This is a genomic window from Enterococcus sp. AZ126, from assembly GCF_051714545.1.
In the GTDB taxonomy this organism is placed as follows: domain Bacteria; phylum Bacillota; class Bacilli; order Lactobacillales; family Enterococcaceae; genus Enterococcus_L.
Genome location: NZ_JBIOSB010000001.1, coordinates 267,097 through 292,131, shown reverse-complemented (window position 1 = coordinate 292,131; position 25,035 = coordinate 267,097). Strand labels below are relative to the sequence as shown.

24 protein-coding genes are annotated in these 25,035 nt (G+C 36.0%); 22 read left to right on the top strand and 2 right to left on the bottom strand.

Annotation, left to right across the window (positions count from 1 at the left end; translation table 11 throughout):
- The first annotated feature begins 77 nt into the window (after nucleotides 1-77).
- The 12 genes from aroA to IGI43_RS01325 all read left to right on the top strand — a co-directional run bounded on the left by aroA (nucleotide 78) and on the right by IGI43_RS01325 (nucleotide 11,813).
- The gene (gene aroA / locus IGI43_RS01380; RefSeq protein WP_438758792.1) at nucleotides 78-1,349 is read left to right on the top strand and encodes a 3-phosphoshikimate 1-carboxyvinyltransferase; all 1,272 of its coding nucleotides are present in this window, start codon (nucleotides 78-80) and stop codon (nucleotides 1,347-1,349) included.
- 17 nt (nucleotides 1,350-1,366) lie between these two features.
- A complete protein-coding gene (locus IGI43_RS01375) occupies nucleotides 1,367-1,867 on the top strand; it encodes a shikimate kinase (RefSeq protein ID WP_438756025.1) in 501 nt (166 codons plus the stop codon).
- 12 nt (nucleotides 1,868-1,879) lie between these two features.
- On the top strand, nucleotides 1,880-2,728 hold the full coding sequence (gene pheA, locus IGI43_RS01370) for a prephenate dehydratase (RefSeq protein ID WP_438756024.1): 849 nt from the start codon (nucleotides 1,880-1,882) through the stop codon (nucleotides 2,726-2,728).
- 110 nt (nucleotides 2,729-2,838) lie between these two features.
- Nucleotides 2,839-3,966 (top strand): LCP family protein, encoded by a 1,128-nt coding sequence (locus IGI43_RS01365; protein WP_438756023.1) that lies wholly within the window; start codon nucleotides 2,839-2,841, stop codon nucleotides 3,964-3,966.
- Nucleotides 3,967-4,039: 73 nt separating this feature from the next.
- Nucleotides 4,040-4,888 (top strand): DegV family protein, encoded by an 849-nt coding sequence (locus IGI43_RS01360; RefSeq protein ID WP_438756022.1) that lies wholly within the window; start codon nucleotides 4,040-4,042, stop codon nucleotides 4,886-4,888.
- 263 nt (nucleotides 4,889-5,151) lie between these two features.
- The gene (locus IGI43_RS01355) at nucleotides 5,152-5,343 is read left to right on the top strand and encodes a hypothetical protein (protein ID WP_069644689.1); all 192 of its coding nucleotides are present in this window, start codon (nucleotides 5,152-5,154) and stop codon (nucleotides 5,341-5,343) included.
- Nucleotides 5,344-5,372: 29 nt separating this feature from the next.
- A complete protein-coding gene (locus IGI43_RS01350) occupies nucleotides 5,373-5,855 on the top strand; it encodes a hypothetical protein (RefSeq protein ID WP_438756021.1) in 483 nt (160 codons plus the stop codon).
- A gap of 171 nt (nucleotides 5,856-6,026) precedes the next feature.
- On the top strand, nucleotides 6,027-6,305 hold the full coding sequence (locus IGI43_RS01345) for a hypothetical protein (RefSeq protein WP_438756020.1): 279 nt from the start codon (nucleotides 6,027-6,029) through the stop codon (nucleotides 6,303-6,305).
- Nucleotides 6,306-6,324: 19 nt separating this feature from the next.
- Nucleotides 6,325-8,388, top strand: coding sequence for a cation:proton antiporter (locus IGI43_RS01340; RefSeq protein WP_438756019.1), 2,064 nt, complete (start codon nucleotides 6,325-6,327; stop codon nucleotides 8,386-8,388).
- A 56-nt stretch (nucleotides 8,389-8,444) separates the two neighbouring features.
- Entirely contained in the window at nucleotides 8,445-10,331 is a 1,887-nt protein-coding gene (locus tag IGI43_RS01335; protein ID WP_438756018.1) for an ABC-F family ATP-binding cassette domain-containing protein, read from the top strand.
- Between the two features lie 12 nt (nucleotides 10,332-10,343).
- The gene (locus tag IGI43_RS01330; protein WP_438756017.1) at nucleotides 10,344-11,291 is read left to right on the top strand and encodes a thymidylate synthase; all 948 of its coding nucleotides are present in this window, start codon (nucleotides 10,344-10,346) and stop codon (nucleotides 11,289-11,291) included.
- Between the two features lie 18 nt (nucleotides 11,292-11,309).
- Nucleotides 11,310-11,813 carry a dihydrofolate reductase gene (locus IGI43_RS01325; RefSeq protein ID WP_438756016.1) on the top strand — a complete coding sequence of 168 codons (504 nt, stop codon included), beginning with the start codon at nucleotides 11,310-11,312 and terminating at the stop codon, nucleotides 11,811-11,813.
- 69 nt (nucleotides 11,814-11,882) lie between these two features.
- Here IGI43_RS01325 and lexA read toward each other — a convergent pair whose 3' ends face one another.
- A complete protein-coding gene (lexA, locus tag IGI43_RS01320; protein WP_438756015.1) occupies nucleotides 11,883-12,512 on the bottom strand; it encodes a transcriptional repressor LexA in 630 nt (209 codons plus the stop codon).
- Nucleotides 12,513-12,779: 267 nt separating this feature from the next.
- On the opposite strand from lexA, the gene IGI43_RS01315 reads away from it, so the two are divergent.
- From IGI43_RS01315 to IGI43_RS01305, 3 genes are all read left to right on the top strand, one after another.
- Complete coding sequence (locus tag IGI43_RS01315; protein WP_438756014.1) at nucleotides 12,780-13,022, top strand: DUF896 family protein; 243 nt, start codon at nucleotides 12,780-12,782, stop codon at nucleotides 13,020-13,022.
- A gap of 98 nt (nucleotides 13,023-13,120) precedes the next feature.
- Nucleotides 13,121-15,115, top strand: coding sequence for a transketolase (gene tkt / locus IGI43_RS01310; RefSeq protein ID WP_438756013.1), 1,995 nt, complete (start codon nucleotides 13,121-13,123; stop codon nucleotides 15,113-15,115).
- Nucleotides 15,116-15,519: 404 nt separating this feature from the next.
- Nucleotides 15,520-16,374 carry a glucosaminidase domain-containing protein gene (locus IGI43_RS01305; protein ID WP_438756012.1) on the top strand — a complete coding sequence of 285 codons (855 nt, stop codon included), beginning with the start codon at nucleotides 15,520-15,522 and terminating at the stop codon, nucleotides 16,372-16,374.
- 56 nt (nucleotides 16,375-16,430) lie between these two features.
- Here the strand turns inward: IGI43_RS01305 and IGI43_RS01300 are convergent, their stop codons facing one another.
- Nucleotides 16,431-17,426 (bottom strand): 4-hydroxy-3-methylbut-2-enyl diphosphate reductase, encoded by a 996-nt coding sequence (locus tag IGI43_RS01300; protein ID WP_438756010.1) that lies wholly within the window; start codon nucleotides 17,424-17,426, stop codon nucleotides 16,431-16,433.
- 186 nt (nucleotides 17,427-17,612) lie between these two features.
- Between IGI43_RS01300 and cysK the strand changes: the two genes are divergently transcribed.
- The 7 genes from cysK to IGI43_RS01265 all read left to right on the top strand — a co-directional run bounded on the left by cysK (nucleotide 17,613) and on the right by IGI43_RS01265 (nucleotide 25,026).
- A complete protein-coding gene (gene cysK / locus IGI43_RS01295; RefSeq protein ID WP_438756009.1) occupies nucleotides 17,613-18,542 on the top strand; it encodes a cysteine synthase A in 930 nt (309 codons plus the stop codon).
- 196 nt (nucleotides 18,543-18,738) lie between these two features.
- Nucleotides 18,739-19,176: a peroxide-responsive transcriptional repressor PerR gene (perR, locus tag IGI43_RS01290; RefSeq protein ID WP_438756008.1), complete on the top strand. Its 438-nt coding sequence runs from the start codon at nucleotides 18,739-18,741 to the stop codon at nucleotides 19,174-19,176.
- Nucleotides 19,177-19,189: 13 nt separating this feature from the next.
- Nucleotides 19,190-19,570 carry a RidA family protein gene (locus IGI43_RS01285; protein ID WP_438756007.1) on the top strand — a complete coding sequence of 127 codons (381 nt, stop codon included), beginning with the start codon at nucleotides 19,190-19,192 and terminating at the stop codon, nucleotides 19,568-19,570.
- A 254-nt stretch (nucleotides 19,571-19,824) separates the two neighbouring features.
- On the top strand, nucleotides 19,825-21,174 hold the full coding sequence (locus IGI43_RS01280) for an NADH oxidase (RefSeq protein WP_438756006.1): 1,350 nt from the start codon (nucleotides 19,825-19,827) through the stop codon (nucleotides 21,172-21,174).
- 126 nt (nucleotides 21,175-21,300) lie between these two features.
- Nucleotides 21,301-21,951, top strand: a complete 651-nt coding sequence (locus IGI43_RS01275; RefSeq protein WP_438756005.1) for a YczE/YyaS/YitT family protein — start codon at nucleotides 21,301-21,303, stop codon at nucleotides 21,949-21,951.
- Between the two features lie 428 nt (nucleotides 21,952-22,379).
- The gene (gene metA / locus IGI43_RS01270; RefSeq protein ID WP_438756004.1) at nucleotides 22,380-23,309 is read left to right on the top strand and encodes a homoserine O-acetyltransferase MetA; all 930 of its coding nucleotides are present in this window, start codon (nucleotides 22,380-22,382) and stop codon (nucleotides 23,307-23,309) included.
- Nucleotides 23,310-23,670: 361 nt separating this feature from the next.
- The gene (locus IGI43_RS01265; RefSeq protein WP_438756003.1) at nucleotides 23,671-25,026 is read left to right on the top strand and encodes a citrate transporter; all 1,356 of its coding nucleotides are present in this window, start codon (nucleotides 23,671-23,673) and stop codon (nucleotides 25,024-25,026) included.
- Nucleotides 25,027-25,035: the final 9 nt, after the last annotated feature.

Genomic DNA, 25,035 nt, shown 5'->3' with positions numbered 1-25,035 from the left:
AAGCTAATTGCCTAATTTTCTACAGGATCATGTGATTCGTTCGGCTTTTAAATTTTAGGAGGGATATTTTGGATTTAATGATCAATAAAATTGGTTTAAACGGAATAATTGATATTCCCAGTGATAAATCGATTTCTCATAGAAGTATTATGTTCGGTGCAATCGCAGATGGAAAAACAACGATTAAAAACTTTTTAAGAGGTGACGATTGCTTAAGTACTTTAAAAGCATTTCAGGATTTAGGCGTTGAAATCGAAGACGATGGTGAAGTCATAACGGTTCATGGAACTGGTTTTTCAGGGTTAAAAAAAGCAAAAAACGCAATTGATGTTGGAAATTCAGGAACAACGATTCGACTGATCATGGGAATTTTAGCTGGAACATCGTTTACCACTGAATTATTTGGGGATCATTCGATTGCTAAACGGCCAATGAACCGAGTAATGTTGCCGATCAATCAAATGGGGGCTGAATGTACAGGTCATGATGGAACAGAATTTCCACCCCTAACGGTGAAAGGAACAGAAAATCTACAGCCCATTCATTATCAAATGCCCGTTGCGAGTGCTCAAGTAAAATCAGCGATTCTTTTTGCTGCTTTGCAAGCACACGGAACATCAGTTATTTTGGAAAAAGAAAGAACACGTGATCATACAGAAGATATGATTCGTCAATTTGGTGGAGAGATTACCGTTTCAGGAAAAGAAATCAGTATCAGCGGTCCTCAAAAGTTACTAGGGCAAGAAGTCATCGTACCAGGAGATATTTCTTCAGCTGCATTTTTCCTTACAGCAGGATTGATCATTTCCGATAGCAAGATTACACTGAATAACGTTGGATTAAATCCGACACGCACAGGGATCATCGACGTGATTCAACAAATGGGTGGAAACTTAACGATTCAAGAAACTGGAAGTACCGCAAATAAAGCTGGAACTTTAACAGTTGAAACAAGTGACTTGAAAGGAATCGAAATCAGTGGGGAAATCATTCCAAGATTGATTGATGAACTACCGATCATCGCATTGCTGGCAACTCAAGCTGAGGGGATGACGATCATTCGTGACGCTGAAGAGCTAAAAGTGAAAGAAACGAATCGAATCGATGCCGTTGCAACTGAATTAACTAAAATGGGCGCCAATATTGAACCTACTGACGACGGTCTGATCATTCATGGAAAAACACCGCTACATGCTGCACAAGTGACTAGTTATGGTGATCATCGCATTGGCATGATGCTGCAAATAGCTGCTTTATTAGTAAAAAAAGGCACAGTAGAATTAGATAAAGCAGAAGCAATTTCTGTTTCTTATCCAAAATTTTTTGAGGATTTAACTAAATTATATTGATAAACGGAGGAACAAAGATGAAGGGGATTATTTTAATTGGTTTTATGGGAGCTGGAAAAACGACTGTTGGAAAACTTCTTTCAGAAAAGACGGATATGGAGCACATCGATTTTGATGATAAAATCGTTGAAGAAATTGGTATGACCATTCAAGAATATTTCGATTTATACGGTGAAGAAGCCTTCAGAGAAAGAGAAACGAATGTCTTAAAACGCTATCTAGATCATAATCAAGTAGTATCAACTGGCGGTGGGATCGTCATGAGACCGGAGAATCGAGAACTATTAAAACAAATGGCACCTGTTGTATATCTACAAACCAAACCAGAAGTTTTTATCCCACGTTTGAAACACGATTATACAACGATCAGACCTTTAGTTGTATCGAAATCTCCAGAAGAAATCAGACAAGTTTTTGAACCAAGAATTCCTTTTTATGAGGAAAGTGCCAGCTTAGTCGTTGATACGGATGAACGAACACCAGAAGAAATCGTTCATGAAATTTTAGAGAATATATAAGTAGGTGAGCCAATGAAAGTCGGATTTTTAGGTCCAGAAGCTTCTTTTACTCATAATGCAGCGAAAACGGCTTTTCCTAAGGAAGAGTTGATTTCATATCATTCGATTCCAGCTTGTATTAAAGGCGTTGAGTTTGGTGAAGTTGAATTAGGGATTGTCCCAATCGAAAATACGATCGAAGGGTCTGTCAACACGACCGTAGACTATCTATTTCACCAAACAACGATTCCTGTAGGAGCGGAAATCGTTTTACCGATCTATCAACAATTGATGGTAGCAAAAGAGAACAAAGCATCATGGCAAGATACAACAAAAATATTATCTCATCCTCAAGCTTTAGCACAATCGCAAGAATTTATACGTACCTTTTTCCCAATGGCAGATCTTGAAGCAACACCTTCTACGGCATATGCCGCAAACTTTGTCGCTCTCCATCCTGATCAAAAAATTGCAGCCATTGCACCTAGACTTTCTGCTGAGAAGTATGAGCTTGAAATTGTTGGTAAAGATATCCAAGACGTAGCAATCAATCAGACTCGTTTTTGGGTGATCGGTTCTGAAAAAGTCGAGTTACCAATTGATGCTACTGAAACAAAATTAACGATCGCATTGACTATGCCAAATAACATGCCTGGAGCTTTACATAAAGCATTATCAGCATTCAGTTGGCGAGAAATCGATTTGAGTAAAATCGAATCAAGACCATTAAAAACAACATTGGGTGAATATTTCTTTTTAATCGATATCAATGTTCAAAAGCCACAACAATTATTAGATAACGCCATAGAAGAAATACGGTTAATGGGTGGATCGGTAAAAATATTTGGAAATTATGCGATTCATCCAATCAACGGAGTATAAAGATCTGAAAAGGTCTTTTTCTTTTTTGTTAAATTTTGTCTATCTAATAGGAATTTATAGTAAAATAGGGTATGATTATAGCTGTTGTTAATTGAAGTGAGGTGGAAATGATGAGCCGTGTAGATCGTTATAAACATATACATGATAAATCAAAACCAGTAGAAGAAAAAAATGGTTTTAATCCAAGAAAAGAAAAAAATTATACTGAAGAACCTAGAAATAGCTATTATCAAGAACAAGAACCCCTAAATGAACCACAACAAAACTCTGAACAAGCAGGTTCGTCAGAAAAGCCAAAAGGTTTTTCAAAAAAAGAAAAGAAACCGAAAAAGCCAAGAAGAAAAAGACGGTTTAGTTGGCCTAAAAGAATCGCCTTGTTTTTTGTTGTGCTGATTGTTTTGGCAGTGGGATTCTTTTTCAAAGGAAAATCATACGCTGAACATGATAATTCTTTGCCAAAAGAGGCAATAGAAACATTTAATGGCGTAAAAAGTGCGAATGGTGCTAATAACATTTTAATTTTAGGTAGTGATACTAGAGGAGAAGATTCTGGTCGAGCGGATACCATTATGGTTTTGCAATTAGATGGTCCTTCTAAAAAACCTAAACTGATCTCATTTATGCGTGATACATTTGTTGATATTCCAGGTTATGATGAGAACAAGATCAATGCAGCCTATGCATTAGGCGGAGCGGATTTAGTTCGCCAGACATTAGCTGAAAATTTCAATATACAGACTAGATACTATGCCAAAGTAGATTTTCAATCTTTTGAAAAAATCATCGACTCGATGTTCCCTAACGGAGTTAAAATCGATGCTGAAAAAGATTTGAATTTAGATGGCGTTGACATTGCCAAAGGAAAGCAGAAAATGGACGGTCATACGCTATTGCAGTATTCTCGTTTTAGAAAAGACGATGAGGGTGATTTTGGTCGCGTTCGACGTCAACAACAAGTGATGACAGCTGTTATGGGACAATTAAAAAATCCTTTAGCCTTACTTCGTACACCAGAATCTTTAGGTCGTTTGGTTGGCTATATGTCCACAGATGTTCCCACATCGTTTATGCTAAAAAATGGCCCGTCGCTACTTTTAAAAGGTGGTAGTGGTATCGAGCGCTTAACGATTCCTGTTGAAGGATCTTGGAGTAACTTAGATGTTGATTACGCCGGAAGTGTTCTTCAAATTGATTTGGATACGAATAAATCAGCTGTTCAAAGTTTTCTTGATCAATAAGTATTTTATTTAATTATGGACTGATTTATGCTATATTTATAATACTGTAAAATTAGTGAAACGAGGTTACAAAATGAAAATTGCTATTGTGACAGATAGTACAGCTTATTTACCTGAGCGCATCAAAAACGCACCTAATTTATTTGTTATTTCCATCCCTGTTATTTTAGATGGTAAAATATATAACGAAGGAATCGATATTGAAGCGGATGAATATTATAGCTTGTTAAATAATAGTAATGAATTTCCGACTACTTCCCAACCTGCGTTAGGTGAAGTTATCGAACTATATAAAGAAATTGCGGCTAAAGGATATGATACGATCATTAGTATTCATCTCTCATCTGGTATTTCTGGCTTTGTTAATACATTATTTTCATTAACAGATTCAATTGAAAATATTACGCTTTACCCTTATGACTCTAAAATTACAAGTGTACCAATGGGACATATGGTAGAAGCTGCATTAGATTTAATTAAAGAAAATGCCAGTTTAGAAGAGATATTTACCAAACTAGATATCATTCGCGACAATACATATGCGTATTTGATCGTAGAGGATTTAAACAATCTTGTGCGTGGCGGACGCTTAACCAACGGTGCCGCTTTGATTGCTGGATTATTAAAAATCAAGCCGATTTTAACATTTGAAGAAGGTAAAATAATTTTATTCGAAAAAATTCGTTCGACGAAAAAAGCATTTGCGCGTGCAGAAAAAATAATAGGCAAACGTGACAAAGAAATCAACCGCCCCGTTAAGTTGTATGTGATCCATGCAAACAATTTAATCGTTGCAAAAGAAGAAAAAGCAAAACTTCAAGAACAATATCCAGATGCAATTATTGAAATAGGTCATTTTGGTCCTGTTATTGGGACACATTTAGGTGAAAAAGCCATTGGAATTTGTATTTCAGCTCAATAAATTTAGAGATGAAGCGAAGCTGTTTTCAGTTTAGTTTCATCTTTGTTTTTTAGCAGGCTATTCTTTTAAGTACTGTTGTTTATCTTGAACAAGTAGAGAACTACTGTCGGCTAGACACTCGTATAGTTCAATTTAAAAAAATAGTATGTTACAATAACAATCAAATCATACTTTTTTAATTGATAATCAATAAAAAATAACGATTCAATAGTCATTTTCCTTTAAAAGTAGGGTATACTTAAAGAAAAAAGGAGGGCGAGTGGATGAATTTAACTGAAGAACGATTACAAAAAGAAAAAATGAAACAAGTTCAACTACTCGCTGCATATTATCAAGTAGTGAATCGTTTACCACTTGGTGATAAGAGAGATCAGATGATTCGTGATATATTAGCTTGTAAAGATAAGATAAAAAAAATCAATCAGCAATTGACAGAATTAAATAAAAAAGAGTAACTATCTTTCAGTTATAAAAGGAGCTTATTTTGAGTATAGATTTGTTTACAGTGCTACTCGCATTTTTTGTTGTGATCATGTATATTTATTTGAGTTTAGTAAGAAAAAGTGTTCTGATTAAAAGTGTTAAAAGAAAATTTATTTATATTTTAGTGATTGGCATTAGTTTGCTTATCTTGTTACTTACCCTTGTGAGTGAACAAACGATCGATCAAAGAATTCGTGGCGTACTCTCAATCTTTTTAGTCTTAAGTTTTTTACTAGATTCAAAAGGACTTTCAGAGGATCGGCTTATTTTAAGCCCATTTGACAAGAACGGGGTCATGTATCAGGATATAGAAAAAATGGCTCTATTACTTAAGAAAAAAGAAATTCGATTAAATTATTTTAAAAATGGTCGACGAGGCCCGATGATGAAATTCACTATACCATTAGAAGAGTTACTCGCATTTCTTTCTGAACGATTGAATGAAGAAGCTGAAATCAGTATTTTAGTAGATGAGGACAACTAGATAGCGAATACGATCGAAAAGGGAAAATGACCATTATTTTCTCTTTTTATTACAATTTAAAGGTTATAAATTCTATTCAAAAAGTTTTTTTAGAAAAATAGTAAATTTTAGTAGGTATTTCGTTAACAGTTTGCTATAATGTGCAGAGAAATTCTGAAAGGAAGTATTGTTGTGAACAAAGAGATAGAGCAACGAATTGCTGAATTGCGCGAAAAATATAAGGAGTTACCACCAGAAAAAAAAGCGGAGTGGGAGCATCATATAAAAAAGAGAAATTTTTTAAATTATAAAAAAATTGAATTGATCAAGTCTGAGTTACTTCGTTTGGAAGCACGTCGAGCACAATTAGAGCTATGTGACAAAGAAAAAGAGCTTGGATTGATAGAGAAAAAAATTAGCTATAAAAAAGAAAAGTTATTACGATGTTTAGGAAAACAACTCAATCAATAATTATTAAGGGGGATACGAGATGGAGTTTGCTTATTTAATTATTGTATTTGCTATTGCTATAACCTTTTCCAATGTCTTCAATCGCATCGTTCCGATCATTCCTTTACCAATTGTTCAAATAATCGTAGGGATTATCATTGGATTAACGGAAATGGGTCGTGAAATTACCTTTGAGCCGGAAATGTTTTTAGTGATGATCATTGCTCCTTTATTGTTTCGTGAAGGAGAACGAAACGATATTTCAGCAACTATGAAAAATTTTAGTGTTATTTTGTTTTTAGCGTTTATCGGCGTGCTGATCACACTTGTTAGTGTGGGCTGGGCTTTACATATGGTTATTCCTGCTTTGCCGATCGCCGCTTGCTTTGCGTTAGGTGCAGCTCTTGGGCCTACAGATGCAGTAGCTGTAGGTTCTTTATCTGGAAAAATCCAAATACCTCCTAAAGCGATGCATATTTTAGAAGGTGAAGGCTTGATCAATGATGCTTCTGGTGTTACTGCTTTTCAATTTGCACTTGCAGCCTTATTAACAGGTAGTTTTTCAGCTACGGATGCTGGAATCACTTTAATCGTCTCTAGTATAGGTGGCGCTATTGTAGGTGCTGTTTTAGTCATGATCAAACGTCAAGTCGTAATGATTTTGGAAAAAGCTTCAGCAAGAGATGTAACTGGTTATCTCTTATTAGAATTACTACTGCCTTTCTTGGCATATATGGTTGCTGAACTTTTTAATGTTTCAGGAATTATCGCGGCCGTTATCGCAGGAGTAATGCAAGCAGCAAGCTTTAAAAAGATTTCATTATTTGAAGCAGAGTTATCAAGTGTTTCAGAAAGTACTTGGGGAACCATTACATTCACATTGAACGCGTTAGTCTTTCTGTTCTTAGGAATAGAATTATCACAAGTTTTTTCTCCGATTTGGAATAGCGAGACATACTCTAATAGCTTCTTGATGCTTGTTATTTTAATTTTAAGTGTGACATTATTTGTAGCTCGTTTTTTCGCCATTTTGTTGATTTACAGTGTGAAAAATAGCTTCAAACATGTTTGGGAGTCTATGAATGAAATGCTGATTCTGACGTTCGGGGGAGTCAAAGGAACCGTCAGTTTGGCGACAATTTTTATCTTACCTATAACGTTAAATGGTCAAGAATTTCCAGAACGGTCGTTACTGTTGTTTATTACAGCCTGTGTGATTTTGGTCACATTAGTAGGTGGAATCGTTGTACTGCCATTTTTAACAGAATCTGACGACGTAGAAAGTAATAATGTGCAAGGAATTATCTTGCTACAGGATGTTATTGAGCGGCTTAAAGTGATCAATCAGAACGATCCTCAAGTTGAAATGAACGTGGTGATTGAAAACTATCAAGATCGTGTTAAAGAATTATATACTGAACAATTACCGTCTGATCAACGACAAGAAGTTCAAGAATTAAGAGCATTGATTGTTTCAATTGAGCGTGATGGTTTAGAAGAAAGTTTTCGTCAAAAGGAAATTGGGATCGAAGGTTACCGACTATATGAACGTCTAATTTCTAGAATGGAACGCTCTATCGCTAGACAATTATTATCTATTATTGGTTTTTGGTTGCTTTTCGTTCGCCAAATTATTGCGTTTTTTGTTCACCCGAACCTGTTGATTGGGAAAAAAGGGGAAGAAAATCGGCGAGAATTTAAAAAAGAAGAATTAGAAAACGTTCGACAAGTTTTTTTACAAAATACTGAAGTTATTTTGAAAAGTTTGGATAACCTAAAAGGGGTTTATGATGATGAGATCATTCAGTTCTTTATCGAAGGACGTTTGCAACTCGCCCATAGGTTGGAAGATGGCACATTCATTGATTCATTTATCATTCGTTCTCAATCCGTTTATGTTAAGGAACTTTTGATTGGCTACCAAGAAGAGCGGAAAGTCATTGATGAATATGAACTGTCTGAAATAATTACTTCTTATGAAGCAAATGAATATCGAAAAAATGTTAATCTTTTAGAATCCTATTCGATTAATGATGTTTCTGATATGATTCCATTAAAGAAATTAACAAGAGAATTAAAAAAAGAAGCGGACAGGTCAAACTAGCTTCTTTTTTTTACTTTTTTTTGTTACAATAAGCAGGATGAAAAGGGCGTGAGCATATGAATGAGTTAAAAGTAAACGAGTTGACCAAAACATATGGCGAGAAAACGTTATTTGATAACATTTCTTTCCATATTCACGATAAAGACAGAATCGGACTAATTGGTACAAACGGAACAGGAAAAACGAGTTTATTGAATATTTTAGCTGGAAAAGATAGTGGTGATGGAGATGTTACAGCGATCCAACAACCAAATGACTATCAGATAGGCTATTTGTCACAAGATCAAGAGTTTGATCCTGAATTAACGGTTGTAGAAGCTGTTTTTCAAGGAGAAACGCCTATCATTCAAGCCGTGAAAAATTATGAGTTAGCCTTACTTGCATTAGCAGAGGATGGACTTAGTGAAGTCGCTCAAAAACAATATGCCAAGGCAGAAGAGCGGATGAATAAAGAAGATGCCTGGACGGCAGATACTGATGCTAAAATCATTTTACAAAAATTAGGTATTGAAACCTTGCATAAAAAAATTGGTGAATTATCTGGAGGGCAAAAGAAACGTGTTAGCTTAGCTCAAGTATTGATTGAATCACCAGATTTATTGTTGCTGGATGAACCAACAAACCATTTAGATTACGAAGCAATCAGCTGGCTGGAAAGCTTTTTAAACGGCTATCGCGGCGCTATTTTAATGGTGACCCACGATCGTTATTTTTTAGATCGAGTAACGAATCGAATTTTTGAACTATCTTTTGGAAAATTGTATGAATATAAAGGGAACTATGAAGCATACATCATCGCTAAAGCGGAACGTGAACGCGTCGGTGTAGAGCAAGAAGAAAAAAGGAAACAACTCTACAAGCAAGAACTAGAGTGGATGCGAGCTGGCGTAAAAGCACGGGGAACAAAACAACAAGCTAGACAGGATCGCTTCCATGATCTTAAAGAAAATCTTCATCAAGTCAATCAAAAAGGTCAATTGGAAATTGATGTAGCCACACAAAGATTAGGGAAAAAAGTTTTAGAAATCAAAGATGGAAACTATCAAATCGAGCATAAAACAATTCTAAAAGATTTTGATTTGCTTATTCAGGCAAAAGACCGTATTGGGATTACCGGAAAAAATGGTGCAGGAAAATCAACATTGCTGAATATTCTTGCTGGCCGTTTAGATTTGGAAAGCGGAATATACTCAATTGGTGAAACAGTCAACTTAGCATACTACACACAACAAAATGAAGCGATGGATCAAAACCAACGCATGATTTCTTATTTGCAAGAAGCAGCCGAACAAGTGAAGCGGACAGATGGAACAAGCATTGGTGTTGCTGAATTGTTGGAACGATTTTTATTTCCTCGCTTTATGCATGGGACCGTGATCGGCAAACTTTCTGGTGGCGAAAAACGGCGCCTGTATTTATTGAAATTATTGATTGGTCAGCCAAATGTGTTATTATTGGACGAGCCAACAAATGATCTGGATATCGATACGCTAACGATTTTAGAAGATTATATCCAAACATTTAAGGGGGCTGTGATCGCTGTTTCGCATGACCGATATTTTCTTGATAAAACAATGGATAAATTACTTGTTTTTCAAGGTGCAGGTCAAATCACCACTTATTTCGGTTCAATGAGTGAATATTTAGCAGTGAATAAAGTACAGTCCAAAAAAGTAATCAAGGCTGAAATAACATCACTAAAAGAAATAGAAAAGAAAGAAAAAACCAAATTGACCTACATGGAACAAAAAGAGTGGGAAACGATCGAGACGGATATAGCACAACTTGAAGAACAGACAGCACAATTGAGTGAAGAAATGAATCATCAAGTAGATGATTTTACAAAGCTACAAGAACTTCAAACTGAGCTTTTAACAATAGAACAAAAGCTTGAAGAAAAAATGGAACGCTGGGAATATTTGAGTGAATTTGCAGAAAATTAGGAGGCAGAAACTATGGAAGAAGCATATTTATCATTGGGTCGTAAAATTTTAGAGGAAGGTCACTTCAAAGAAGATCGTACTGGTACAGGTACCAAAAGTATTTTTGGTCATCAAATGCGTTTTGATTTGTCACAAGGTTTCCCTTTATTAACGACGAAGCGAGTACCGTTCGGTTTGATTAAAAGCGAACTTTTATGGTTTTTAAATGGTGATACGAATATTCGCTATCTGCTTCAACACAATAATCATATCTGGGATGAATGGGCTTTTGAGCGTTACATCAAAAGCGAAGATTACAACGGGCCTGATATGACGGATTTTGGACGTCGCGTTCTTAGTGATGAATCATTTAAAGAAAGTTATGAAAAAGAGCACCAAAAATTCTGCGATGCTATTTTATCGGATGATGGTTTTGCAGCTAAGTATGGCGAATTAGGAAATATTTATGGCGCTCAGTGGCGTCATTGGGAGACAAAAGATGGTGGGTTTATCGATCAACTTAAAAATGTTATTGAAATGATCAAAAAAACACCAGACTCCAGACGTCTGATCGTATCTGCTTGGAATCCAGAAGATGTTCCATCAATGGCTTTACCGCCCTGTCACACAATGTTTCAATTTTATGTAAATGATGGGAAATTAAGTTGCCAGTTGTATCAGCGTAGTGGAGATGTTTTCCTTGGTGTTCCATTCAATATTGCCAGCTATGCATTATTGACTCACTTGATTGCTCATGAAACAGGTTTAGAAGTAGGAGATTTTGTCCATACTTTAGGTGATGCTCACTTATATACAAATCACATCGATCAAATGAATCAACAACTTGAAAGAGAGAGTCGATCATTTCCTACATTAAAATTGAACCAAGATAAAAAATCAGTTTTTGATTTTGAAATGGATGATATTGTAATCGAGGGATACGATCCGCATCCTGCAATCAAGGCGCCAATAGCCGTTTAATTTGAAAGGAGCTCTTTAATGTTAGCAGCCATATGGGCACAAGATGAGCAAGGGACGATCGGGAAAGAAAATCGATTACCTTGGCATTTGCCAAATGATTTGAAATTTTTTAAACAAATGACTGAAGACAACACCATCGTTATGGGACGAAAAACCTTTGAGGGGATGGGGGGGCGACCGTTACCAAATCGTCAAACGATTGTCTTAACTAGAGACAAAGCATTTCATGCAGAGGGAGTCCTTATATTCCATACGGTAGATGAGGTTCTTGATTATGCCAAAACTTTTTCAGGCATTACCTTTATTGCAGGTGGCTCAGCGGTATACGAAGATTTTTTACCTTTTTGCGATGTATTGTATCGGACAGTTATCCATCATTCATTTGAAGGTGATACGAAATTTACTTCTGTGAATTGGGATGATTGGACACTGATCAATTTAAGCACAGGAGAACAAGACGAAAAAAATAGCTATGCCTATCAGTTTGAGACATACCAACGCAAAGTTGTTGTGGATGATTAATAAACGTGTTTGATTTAAACGAAGAACGAACAAAAAAACATACTCTCATCAGTATGTTTTTTTATTTATCTAAATATGATTGCGGTATAATCCGACAACTTTACCTAAAATACTAACGTTTTTCAAGATAATTGGGTCTAATGCATCATTTTCAGGTTGTAAACGAATATGTTCTGCCTCTTTAAAGAATCGTTTACATGTCGCTTCATCTTCGTCTGTCATCGCAATAACGATATCGCCATTTGATGCAGCGCTTTGTTTACGGACAATAACTTGATCACCGTCTAGAATACCAGCATTGATCATACTTTCACCTCTGATAGTCAGCATGAACAAAGCATTTTCTTCTGCTACTAGATCTGGTGGCAGAGGGAAAAAATCAGATGCTTCTTCTACAGCTAAGATAGGTTCACCCGCTGTAACGACACCAAGCATGGGAATGACTGTAGGCCTCACACCAATTCTTTCTAAGCCATCAGCAGTCAATTCAATCGCTCTTGGCTTAGTCGGATCACGTAAAATCAGTCCTTTTTTTTCTAAACGAGCTAGATGTCCATGAACAGTCGATGTTGAAGAGAGGTCAACTGCTTTTCCGATTTCTCTAACAGTAGGGGGATAGCCTTTTAGCTCAACTTGTTCATATATATATTTTAATACTTCGATTTGTCTTGTGTCTGTACGTTTCACCACAACCCGCACCTTCTTTCGATTTATATTTTTAGTGTACCATAGTTTTAGGTAGGAATCAAACAAGCGTTCGTGTTTTTTGAGAGGATCAAGTATCTAAAAAAATTTGATCAAAAAGAAGCATGATCAGAAATTGATTTTTCTAACATTAACTGACTTCGTTTCGTATTTTAAGTGCGAATATAGTTGTATTTTTGGTATTCATCTTATAAGATAGATATGTAAAGCAAACTTGTTTAATTATAGGTGTTATCACTTAAAATAAGGAGGTAAAGATAGATGTTATCATCAGAAAAAATGAGTCGGATTAATGAACTTGCTAAGAAAGCGAAAGAAAATGAATTGACTGAGAAAGAAAAAGAAGAGCAAAAAGTACTTCGTCAAGAGTATCTAGCTGCTTTTCGCGGTGGAATGCGTCACCATATCGAAGGAATGAAAGTGGTTGATCCTGAAGGAAATGATGTGACACCAGAGAAACTGAAAGAGATTCAAAAAGAAAAAGGATTACACGATAGAAAATAATTTTAGTTTTTTTTACTAAAAGTAATTGCTTTCATAAACGAAATACGATAAAATGTAGTTAATAAAGGTAAAAAAAACCTAAATAGGAGATGATTTTTTTGTTCGATAACACTGATCAGTTAGGCGTCAATACAATTCGTACCTTAAGTATCGAAGCAGTTCAAAAAGCAAACTCAGGACATCCTGGATTGCCAATGGGTGCAGCGCCCATGGCATACGCACTTTGGACAAAGCATTTGAAAGTAAACCCAAAAACGTCAACAAATTGGGTAGATAGAGATCGTTTCATTCTTTCTGCTGGTCACGGTTCAGCAATGCTTTATAGCTTGCTTCACTTAGCAGGTTACGGTGTAACAATGGATGATCTAAAAAGTTTCCGTCAATGGGATAGTAAAACGCCTGGGCATCCAGAAGTGCATCACACAGATGGTGTTGAAGCAACGACAGGGCCTTTAGGTCAAGGAATTGCGATGGCTGTTGGTATGGCGATGGCCGAGGCTCATACTGCCGCAACCTATAATCGAGATAGTTTTCCAGTGATTGATCATTATACCTATGCATTATGCGGTGATGGTGACTTGATGGAAGGCGTTTCTCAAGAAGCAAGTTCCATGGCTGGACATATGAAATTAGGCAAACTGATCGTGTTATATGATTCAAATGACATCTCTTTGGATGGCCCAACTTCAAAAGCGTTCACAGAAAATGTTGGTGCTCGTTATGAAGCATATGGTTGGCAGCATATCTTAGTAAAAGATGGCAATGATTTAGAAGCCATTTCTAAGGCAATCGAAGCGGCTAAAGCTGAATCAGATAAACCAACATTGATCGAAGTTAAAACGGTCATCGGTTATGGCGCTCCCAAAGAAGGAACTTCTTCTGTACATGGTGCGCCAATCGGAGCAGATGGCATTACTGCTGCTAAAGCTGTCTATGGTTGGGAATATCCAGATTTCACAGTACCAGAAGAAGTCGCTGCCCGCTTTAAAGAAACAATGATAGATGAAGGTCTAAAAGCCGAAGATAAATGGAATAACATGTTTAAAAATTATACAAGAGAACATCCTGAATTAGCTGAACAGTTTAAACAAGCATTCGCGGATGAACTATCTGAAAATTGGGATAGTGAACTACCAACATACGAAGTAGGCTCAAGTGCAGCTAGTCGTGTTACAAGTAAAGAAACGATTCAAGCAATCTCTAAAACTGTACCAGGTTTCTGGGGCGGTTCTGCTGATTTATCAGCTTCTAATAACACTATGGTTGCAGTAGAAAAAGATTTTGAACCTGGTCAATATGAAGGTCGTAATATTTGGTTTGGCGTTCGTGAATTCGCTATGGCTGCAGCCATGAATGGGATTCAATTACATGGAGGAAGCCGTGTTTATGGCGGAACATTCTTTGTATTTACAGATTATTTGCGCCCTGCATTACGTCTGGCAGCAATCCAAAATACTCCTGTAACCTATGTGCTGACACATGACTCTGTAGCAGTTGGCGAAGATGGACCTACACATGAACCTGTTGAACAATTAGCAAGCATCCGTTGTATGCCAGGTGTACAAGTGATCCGTCCTGCTGATGGTAACGAAACAGTTGCCGCATGGAAAATTGCGATGACAACAAAAGATGCTCCGACTGTTTTAGTCTTAAGCCGTCAAAACTTGCCAGTAATTGAAGGAACAAAAGAAAACGCAGATGAACTTGTTCAAAAAGGTGCGTATGTGATTTCGAAACAAAAAGGTGAAAAACCCGAAGGAATATTAATTGCGACTGGTTCAGAAGTGAATCTAGCGATTGAAACTCAAAAAGCTCTATTCGAACAAGGTAAAGATGTCTCTGTTGTTTCAATGCCTAGTTTTGACTTATTCGAAAAACAAGCAGCAGCGTATAAAGAGTCTGTTTTACCTAGGGATGTAACAAAAAGAGTAGCAATCGAAGCTGCTTCGCCATTTGGCTGGGAGCGTTATGTCGGAACTGCTGGCACGACTGTAACCATCAATCACTTTGGTGCATCTGCACCTGGCGATTTAGTCTTAAAAGAATTTGGTTTTACGGTGGATAACGTTGTTTCAAAATATAATGGTTTATAGCATAGAAATGATTTAGTTAAAAAATAGTAGGAAACTCATACCATGTGAGTTTCCTACTATTTTTTTATTTTACTTAAATTTTACTTCGCGCTAAGTTATACGAAAGTTTTTCCATAATTTTCAAACCTACTTTTTTGTAATATAGGTGTAATAAATGTAATTTAATTTTCATTTATCAAAAAAAACAATAAACAGAGAACAAAGGTATTTATAGTAATAAACGTGTTCGAATAATAGACACTTTGTAAACCGAATGAAACAAAAAAAGAAGTGAATAATAAAACAAAAATTTCACTCGGATTACGCTCGCTTTAAAACTTCAAATTTCAAGAGTAAATAATTGTTTATAAAAATATCACCAAGTAGAATGGTAATAAGATGTTCTATTGAGGAGGAACAAATGAATGAACGAAATCAAAACAAGAAGTAGTAGACACCAGAAAAAAGAATATAAAATGAACCGAAGAAAAGTTGCGTCTGTGATAGGAACTTCATTAGTATTTCTTCCAATCGCAGGGAATTTATTACCTCTAAGTGTAAAAGCTACAGAAGTTGAAGCACAAGGGGAAGTCTCACAACAAGCATTTATTGATTCGATTGGTTATTCTGCATCATCAGTCGCTGACGCTAATGATCTCTATGCATCAGTTATGATCGCTCAAGCATTGTTAGAAAGTAGTTATGGTACTTCAGGTTTAGCAGCAGCTCCTAATTATAATTTATTTGGTGTAAAGGGAAGCTATGGCGGACAAACAGTTTATATGCCTACATCAGAATATTTAAATGGCGAATGGGTAACATTGAATGAACCATTTAGAAGCTATCCATCGTATGCAGAATCGTTTCAAGATCATGCTAACGTACTTAAAACAACAATGGCTAGCGGAGATTACCACTACTCAGGCGTTTGGAAAAGTAACACGACTAGCTATGCGGATGCAACAGCGGCTTTAGCTGGACGCTATGCAACAGATCCCAATTATGCTAGCAAGTTGAACTGGTTGATTTCAGCATACGGCTTGACTGCTTATGATAGTGGAAATACTGCGCCAACTGTAGTCACTGAAAGTTCAGTAACGGATCAATCTGCTATCGGACAAAGTAGCGCCACAATTGCTGGGCAAACATATACGGTAGCTTCTGGAGATACGCTTTGGGGTATTTCTGAAAAATTCGGACTCACTGTTGATCAACTAATGGCTTCAAATGGTATAACTGCTGAGTTGATAACTGTAGGTCAAGTATTACAAATTGCATAAAGAAAAGCTGCCAATCAACTGTCACGTAAAATGACCGTTCATTGGCAGCTTTAATTTTATCGTTTTCCAGCTCGCAGCTCTTCTAAACGTCGCATACGATTTTTACTCAAATCCTTCATTCTCGGTCTAGGTAGAATCGCTTCGGAGGTTGTGGATGACCTTTTTTTATAGGTTGCAGGGTCTTTAATATCAAACTGTTCTAAATAGTCGATTACTTCTCGCACAATTGGGGTTGGAGTCGAAGCACCAGCCGTTACGCCTACTTGTTCGACACCGGCTAGCCATTTTACGTCAATTTGTGAAACATCTGAAATTCTATGAGCTAAAACTCCAGCTTGTTCGATAGACACTTGTGCTAAGCGATTAGTATTATTGCTTTTAGGATCACCAACTACAATCATCAAATCGCATCCTTGAGCTTGTTCAACAACTGCCTCTTGTCGTACTTGAGTTGCTTTGCAAATGTCTTTATGAATAAGTACTTGAGGATATTTTTCCTTGATTGAATCCATTAAATCACGAACATCCCATTGACTCATCGTTGTTTGATTGGTTACGAAAATATTTTCAGTGATCAGATGCAACTTATCGATATCAGTAAGATTAGCAACTAAATGAACGTGCTCAGGAGAAACACCCAGTGCGCTTTCAGGTTCAGGATGATTTTTTTTTCCAATATAAATGATTTCGTAACCTTCAGCAACTTTTTCATCAATCAATTCATGCGTAATCATCACATCAGGACAAGTAGCATCGATAACAGTCAATCCTTTTTCGACCGCTAGTTCTTTTACTTTAGGTGAAGTTCCGTGCGCTGTGAAAATAACAGTTCCGTGATCGATTTTGGATAATATGTCTTCACGAGTATCACCGTCCAATGTATGGATTCCAATACTTTCAAAAGCATCTGTTACATGTTTATTATGAACGATCATTCCTAAAATATAGATTGGACGTGGCAAATTTTCATCAAGCGATGCATTTCTTGCGATGACCATTGCGTCAACAACACCATAACAATAACCCCGCGGACTAATATTTTTAATTTTCATCAAAGTAACTCCTATTGACTAATTTTTATGCTCCTATTTACTATACTATATTTTTGTTAAATTTGTTTAAAGAGTATTTATCTATGGATCAACAATAGCAAAATGATAGCCAGATAAACAGATATAAGCTATTATAAACACAAGAACCTTTATTGCTTATACGAATATTGAATGGAGGAATGGATCATGACTCAAATTTTTAATTCAGTTACCGAATTAATAGGTAAAACACCTATTGTTAGGCTAGGACATATTGTACCAGATGGAGCTGCTGATGTTTTTGTGAAACTTGAATTTTTTAATCCAGGTGGAAGCGTTAAAGATCGAATTGCCTTAAGTATGGTTGAAAAAGCTGAAAAAAATGGGCTACTCAAAGCTGGAGATACAATTGTTGAACCTACTAGTGGAAATACTGGGATTGGTTTAGCGATGGTTGGTGCGGCTAAAGGGTACAAAGTTGTTATTGTCATGCCAGATACAATGAGTATCGAACGTAGAAAATTAATGCAGGCATACGGAGCTGAACTTCTATTAACACCTGGTGCTGAGGGAATGAAAGGGGCAATTGCTAAAGCCTCTGAACTATCGGAAAAAGATGGGTATTTCATGCCTATGCAGTTTGATAATCCAGCAAATCCAGAAGCACATGAAAAAACAACAGGAAAAGAAATCCAGGATGTTTTTGGCGCTGGCGGATTAGATGCTTTTGTTTCTGGAGTCGGTACTGGTGGGACTATAACTGGTGTCGGAAAAGAATTAAAACGAGTTTATCCAAACATTTCAATTATTGCTGTTGAACCAACAGAGTCACCAGTTTTAGAAGGAGGATCACCAAGTCCTCATAAGATTCAAGGAATCGGAGCTGGTTTTATTCCTAAGGTTTTAAACACAGAAATCTATGAAAAAATCATCGCTGTATCTAGTGAAGATGCTATGGAAACAGCTCGACAATTAGCTATTAAAGAAGGGCTATTAGTCGGAATATCTGCTGGAGCTGCAGTTGAAGCTGCCATTCAAGTAGCAAAAGAATTGGGTGTTGGGAAGAAAGTCTTGACTGTTATTCCAGATAATGGTGAACGGTATCTTTCAACAGCATTGTATAGTTTTTCTGTATAACTGATCATAAAAGGAGAGCGTAAATTTACGACTTTCCTTTTTTATTACATTTAACTAGGCAAAAAGTATGTAATATTTTTTGATTCATAGAAAATCATGATAATTGTCCTATTTCCTGCACGATTTATGTGATTATTCTTGTCAAGTTAGATTAGAAATAGTATCATTTAAGAAAGAAGACTGGGAGGGGAACCAAATGGACAATATATTGGTAAAGAATGCGCTTGAAGAATTAAAAGAAGCCAATATTCGTATTACTCCTCAAAGATATGCAATTTTAGAATATCTAATTGAGAACCATAGCCATCCAACAGCAGACGAAATTTATCGTTCTTTAGAAGCTCGTTTTCCCAATATGAGTGTTGCGACGGTTTATAATAATTTACGTTTGTTTACTGATATTGGTTTTGTTCAGGAAATGAATTACGGCGATGCATCTAGTCGTTTTGATTTTAGTTCGAAAAAACACTATCACGCCATTTGTCAAAATTGCGGTAAGATTGTCGATTTTCATTATCCTGGTTTGGAAGATGTAGAGATGGCAGCAAGTAAATTGACTGGTTTTGAAATCAATGAACATAGATTGGAATTGTATGGTCTATGTCCCGATTGTCAAAATACAAAAGAAGACTGAAAAGAGGTATACAATGAAATCAATTCACACAGATAAAGCTCCTAAAGCAATTGGACCATACGTGCAAGGGAATATTGTGAACGGCTTATTATTTGCTTCAGGACAAGTTCCATTAAGTCCAGATACAGGCGAAGTCGTTGGTACTACGATTCAAGAACAAACAGAACAAGTTCTTAAAAATATTGCAGCTATTTTAGAAGAAGTAGGAAGTGACTTTGATCATGTTGTCAAAACGACATGCTTTTTAAAGAACATGGACGATTTTATTGCTTTTAATGACGTTTATGCGAGAGCGTTTACAAATCAATTACCTGCTCGCTCAGCCGTAGAAGTGGCTCGCTTGCCTAAAGATGTTCTTGTAGAGATAGAAATTATTGCGGCAGTAATTGAATAGTTTATAGATTTCACAAGCTGAGAAATTTTATTTTCTCAGCTTTTTTTGCTTTAAAAACAACATTTAAAACGAATAGATTTATTAGTTTTATGGGAATTGAATTGAAAACTCAGAAGTTTGTGAAAAAATAACTTTATGATTCACAAGCAAAGAACTCGAAAATGACTTTCTACTTTGTTATATTTTTAATAGACCAATAGGTTTTTAATGAGTTTATTGGTGAAAAATTTAACTTGAAAGAAGGGATTTACAAAATGAAAGTCGTAGTCGTAGGATGTACGCATGCAGGAACAGCTGCAGTCAAAAGTATTTTAACAAATCACCCAAATGCGGAGGTAACTGTCTATGAAAGAAATGATAATGTATCATTTTTATCTTGTGGTATCGCATTATATGTTGGGGGCGTAGTAAAAGAGGCGGCTAGCTTATTTTATTCAAGTCCTGAAGAACTAGCGTCACTAGGTGCTACCGTTAAAATGGAACATGAAGTCGAAACAATCGATGTTGATCATAAAACAGTCACTGCAAAAAATTTAATTACTGGAGTTGAAGAGACAGTTTCATATGATAAATTAGTTATGACAACTGGTTCATGGCCGATTATTCCGCCGATCAAAGGGATAGAGGCTGAAAATATTTTATTATGTAAAAACTTTAATCAAGCCAATGTGATTATTGACCGTGCAAAAGATGCGAAAAAAGTTGTTGTTGTCGGTGGCGGATATATTGGTATTGAATTAGTTGAAGCATTTGTGGAGTCTGGTAAGGAAGTGACTTTAATCGATGGCTTAGACCGCATTTTGAATAAATATTTGGATAAACCATTTACAGATGTTTTAGAAAAAGAACTTGTTGAGCGTGGTGTAACATTGGCTCTAGGTGAGAATGTTCAAGAATTCAAAGCTGATGCAAGTGGACATGTGAATAAAGTAATTACGCCTAGCCAAGAATTTGAAGCGGATATGGTCATCATGTGTGTTGGATTTACGCCAAATACCACACTTCTTAAAGACAAGGTAGATATGTTACCTAATGGTGCTATTGTGGTCGATAAGTATATGAGATCAAGTAACGCCGATATTTTTGCAGCTGGAGATAGTGCAGTTGTACACTATAACCCAAGTAATACGACGAATTATATTCCATTAGCAACGAATGCGGTTCGTCAAGGGATGTTAGTGGGTTACAATTTATCGGATGAAAAACTAGCTTATCGTGGAACACAAGGAACTTCTGGTTTGTATTTATTTGGCTGGAAAATTGGTTCAACGGGTGTCACTTTAGAAAGTGCAAAATTGAACGGATTGGACGTTGAAGCAACACAATTTGAGGATAACTACCGCCCAGAATTTATGCCAACTACTGAAAATGTTATGATGGAGTTAGTTTACGAAAAAGGAACAAACCGCATCGTTGGTGGACAATTGATGTCTAAATATGATATTACTCAATCAGCGAATACGTTGTCTTTAGCGGTTCAAAATGAAATGACAGTGGAAGACCTTGCGTTATCAGATTTCTTCTTCCAACCACATTTTGATCGTCCTTGGAACTATTTGAATTTGTTAGCACAAGCCGCACTAAAAGATATTGCTAAACATTAATAATCAAAAAACTAGAGCTGAGTGAAAACTCTACTCTAGTTTTTTTTCTAATTAAAGCTTAATATTTGCCCTTTTCACTATTTATTTGAGATACTTAAGTGGTAGATAAGATTGAGGGGTTAGACAATGGCAGGAAATAGGAATATAAAAGAAATTGCAATCCGTTCTTTATATGCTTTGATAGGTGTAGCAATTTTAGCTTTTGGTGCGGCAACATTACGTGTAGGCCAAGTAGGATTAGATCCATATACGGCAGCAAATATTGGTATTGGTGGTGTATTAGGTCTTTCGTTAGGTGTATACCAGTTGATCATCAACATTTTGATTTTAGGGTTAGTTTTTATTTTTGGAAGAAATTATATCGGTATTGGAACTGTAATAAATATGGTTCTTACAGGTTTTTTCATTGATTTTTATACGTGGATCTATACTACTTTTTTCACAATTAAAATTAATCTATTATCTCAAACAGTATTACTTATTTCAGGTGTCGTAATTTTTACTTTCGGAGCGTCATTTTATATGTCAGCCAAACTAGGGAATGCACCATATGATGCAATTGCGCCAATCATTGTTGAACGCACTAAAGCAAAATATCGTGTAGTGAGAGTTATACAAGATATTTCTTTTGTTATTTTGGCAGTTATATTTGGAGGACCAGTTGGTATTGGTACTGTGATCAATGCATTTTTTACTGGACCTTTAATTGATTTCTGGAATAGAAAAGTCAGTGAACCGATAATTGAGAAAAGTGTAAAGAGGAAAATGAGTAATTAAAAAATTAAATTTGAACAAATAGAGAGTGTGCCTTGCGCCAATAAATAAGTTAATATTCTTAAAAATTAAGAATATTAACTTATTTATTTTATTCAATTCTGTCTAATGGATTAGCCAAAAATGTATCTTTAAATTGAAGTGAATCAATGTGACCCAACTGGTCTAAAAAATCTAAGTGTTTCATGAAATAGTTCTTAATTAGGGAGCAGTGGGAGGTTTATCAATAGAAACTTTGTCTTTTTTCACCTTAAAACACAAAATAGAAAAGAAGATGAATAGGGGATAAAATCAACATGATATGAGTGTCCTGTCTCATGAATATTAGAAGATAATATTTTTTCTGAAACCTGATGTTGCCATGGAAAATAGCTTTCTATAGCATTTTATCGTAAAATGAAATTAGACAAAATGAAAGGGAGGATATACACATGCCGATTCGTGTTCCAAAAGAGTTACCAGCTATCAAAGTACTTGAAAAAGAGAAAATTTTTGTAATGGACGAAGATCGTGCCATGCATCAAGACATTCGCCCTTTGGAAATTCTGATTTTAAATTTAATGCCAAAAAAAGACGAGACTGAAGTTCAACTTTTGAGACTTCTAAGCAATACCCCTTTACAAATAAATGTAGAATTCTTGCATATGAGTAGTCACGAAGCAAAAAATACTTCTAGCGAGCACTTAAAACGTTTTTATTATCAATTTAAAGATGTCAAAGAAAAATTTTATGATGGATTGATCATCACAGGCGCACCAATTGAGCAAATTCCTTTTGAAGAAGTTGATTATTGGAAAGAACTGCAGAAAATTTTTAAATGGAGTACCTCACATGTTTTTTCGACGTTTCATATTTGCTGGGGGGCACAGGCAGGACTCTATCAGCACTATAAAATCAATAAACATCTCTTAGATCAAAAATTAGCAGGAATTTATACTCATAACGTATTGAAACCGACTTGGAGTATCTTAAAAGGATTTGATGATGTATTCTTAGCCCCTCATTCCCGCTATACGGAAGTCAAAAAAAGTGACATAGACAAAACAAATGAGTTGGAGATTTTAGCAGAATCAAAAGAAGCAGGAATTTTTTTGGTTGGTAATAAAAATAATCGAGCATTTTATGCAATGGGGCATTTAGAGTATGATCGTGAAACTTTGCAGCAAGAATTTGAACGCGACAAGCTAAAAGGGATTTTAACGGAGCTACCTACAAACTATTTCCCAAATGATAACATTGATAGTATGCCCCAATTACGATGGCATATGGCAGCGTCTTTGTTATTTTCTAATTGGTTAAATTATGCAGTTTATCAGAATACTCCTTATGATTTATCTACATTACTTGATGAAGAAAAATAGTAATGATAGTCTAGTTAAAATAAAAAGAGATCTCTTTTTATTTTAACTTTTTATGAGTACGTTGAAATGAGAACGCCAACATTTTGTTTGCTCAGCCAACTCACTCAAGCATTCTTATTCCTTTTTTTTAAAATTAAACGTATTATAAAAAGAAGGAAGGAGGATACTTCGAATTGAAACGATAATGGAATAAAAAGGGGAATGACTAAAAATTTATAGTATTCACAAACAATAAAGTTATTTAATTCTTTTTTAGATGCCATTTTTGTAGTTACGATAAAAGTAAGCAGTTATTTGGCATCACCTAGCGCGTATGTATAAAATGAAAATGCTTTAATTAACTATATTTGGAGGAAAAATGATGAAAATACCTAAAAAATTTTTGAGTGGGTTGCTCCTTTCAATACTCTTTCTTTTTTCGTTTATACCAGCTTTTGCACAAGAGATTGATGCAATTACTGCGCCTACGGGAATAAAAGCAGTGATTGTGATCATTCCATTAATTGTAGTATTGGTCTTATTATTTATGAAAGTGGATATGATCATCGCAGGTTTTGTTGGTGGTGTTCTAGCAATGATTATTGGAGGAATAGTATTAGAACAAGCAAACCAACAATTATTGGAAACGATCCCAATGATGCTTGGTATTACTGTACCGATCATCAATTCAGCGATTGCAATGGCTGTTTTTAAGTCTGGTGGCTACTCAGCAGCATTGACTCTTGCAAAACGTGGCACAAAAGGCAAAGTCGAGTATGTTTCAGCATTTATCGTTATTTTGCTTGCGGCAGCTACCTATATGTCCGGCATCGGCGGCGGCAGCGCAATGGTGATTGCACCATTGGCATTTGTAGCAGTTGGTGTAGTTCCTGAATTAATTGCAGCGATGTCGCTTGCTGCAGCAGTTTCATTTACAACATCGCCAGCATCGTTAGAATCTAGTATTGTTTCTAAATTGGGGGACTTTAGTGTTGCTGAATATGTTTCGGATATGCGTCCAATTTGGTTATTTTTTTGTGCTTTAGCAATAATTTTAGCTTTTTGGGGAACTAAACGTCGAAATATCGGTTTTAAAGAAAATAGTGATGATGAATATGCGAACATGAGTAATAAAGCGTTATTTAAGTTGACTTTACCAGCAATCTTTTTGCTGTTTGCTGTAATTTTTGGTCCTGTGGTGAATGACCTTGTTGGATTTCCAATATTAACACCGTTAGTTTATATGATTCTAACACTTGCGTTGATTTTTATTTGTTCAGATTTCACGTTAAATCAATCAGTGGAAGCAATGGTCGATGGCTCAACATACATTTTGACTCGATTATTCCAAGTGGGAATCTTTCTGGCATTTATTAATATCATTGCTCAAACAGGAACGTTTGCGGTTATTGCAGGTATTGCAAGCGCTGCACCGACTCTGATCATGGTTCCCGTTGCGATTTTGACAGGCATTCTAATTGGGGTGCCAGCAGGCGCGTATGTCGGTTCAGTTTTGACTCTTGTTTTACCTGTGGCTGTGTCTTTAGGCTTTTCTTCTATAGAACTTGGTTTAGTTGCGGTCGGGGTCGGCTTAGGTAGTCAAATGAGTTTCGTGAATATCACGATGCAAGCTTTATCTTCAGGATTCCAAATTCCAATATTAGAAGTTGTAAAAGGAAATGTTAAATGGATCAGTATTGCTTCTGTCCTGTTGATCGGGATTGGATTCTTTATTTAAATTAGATAG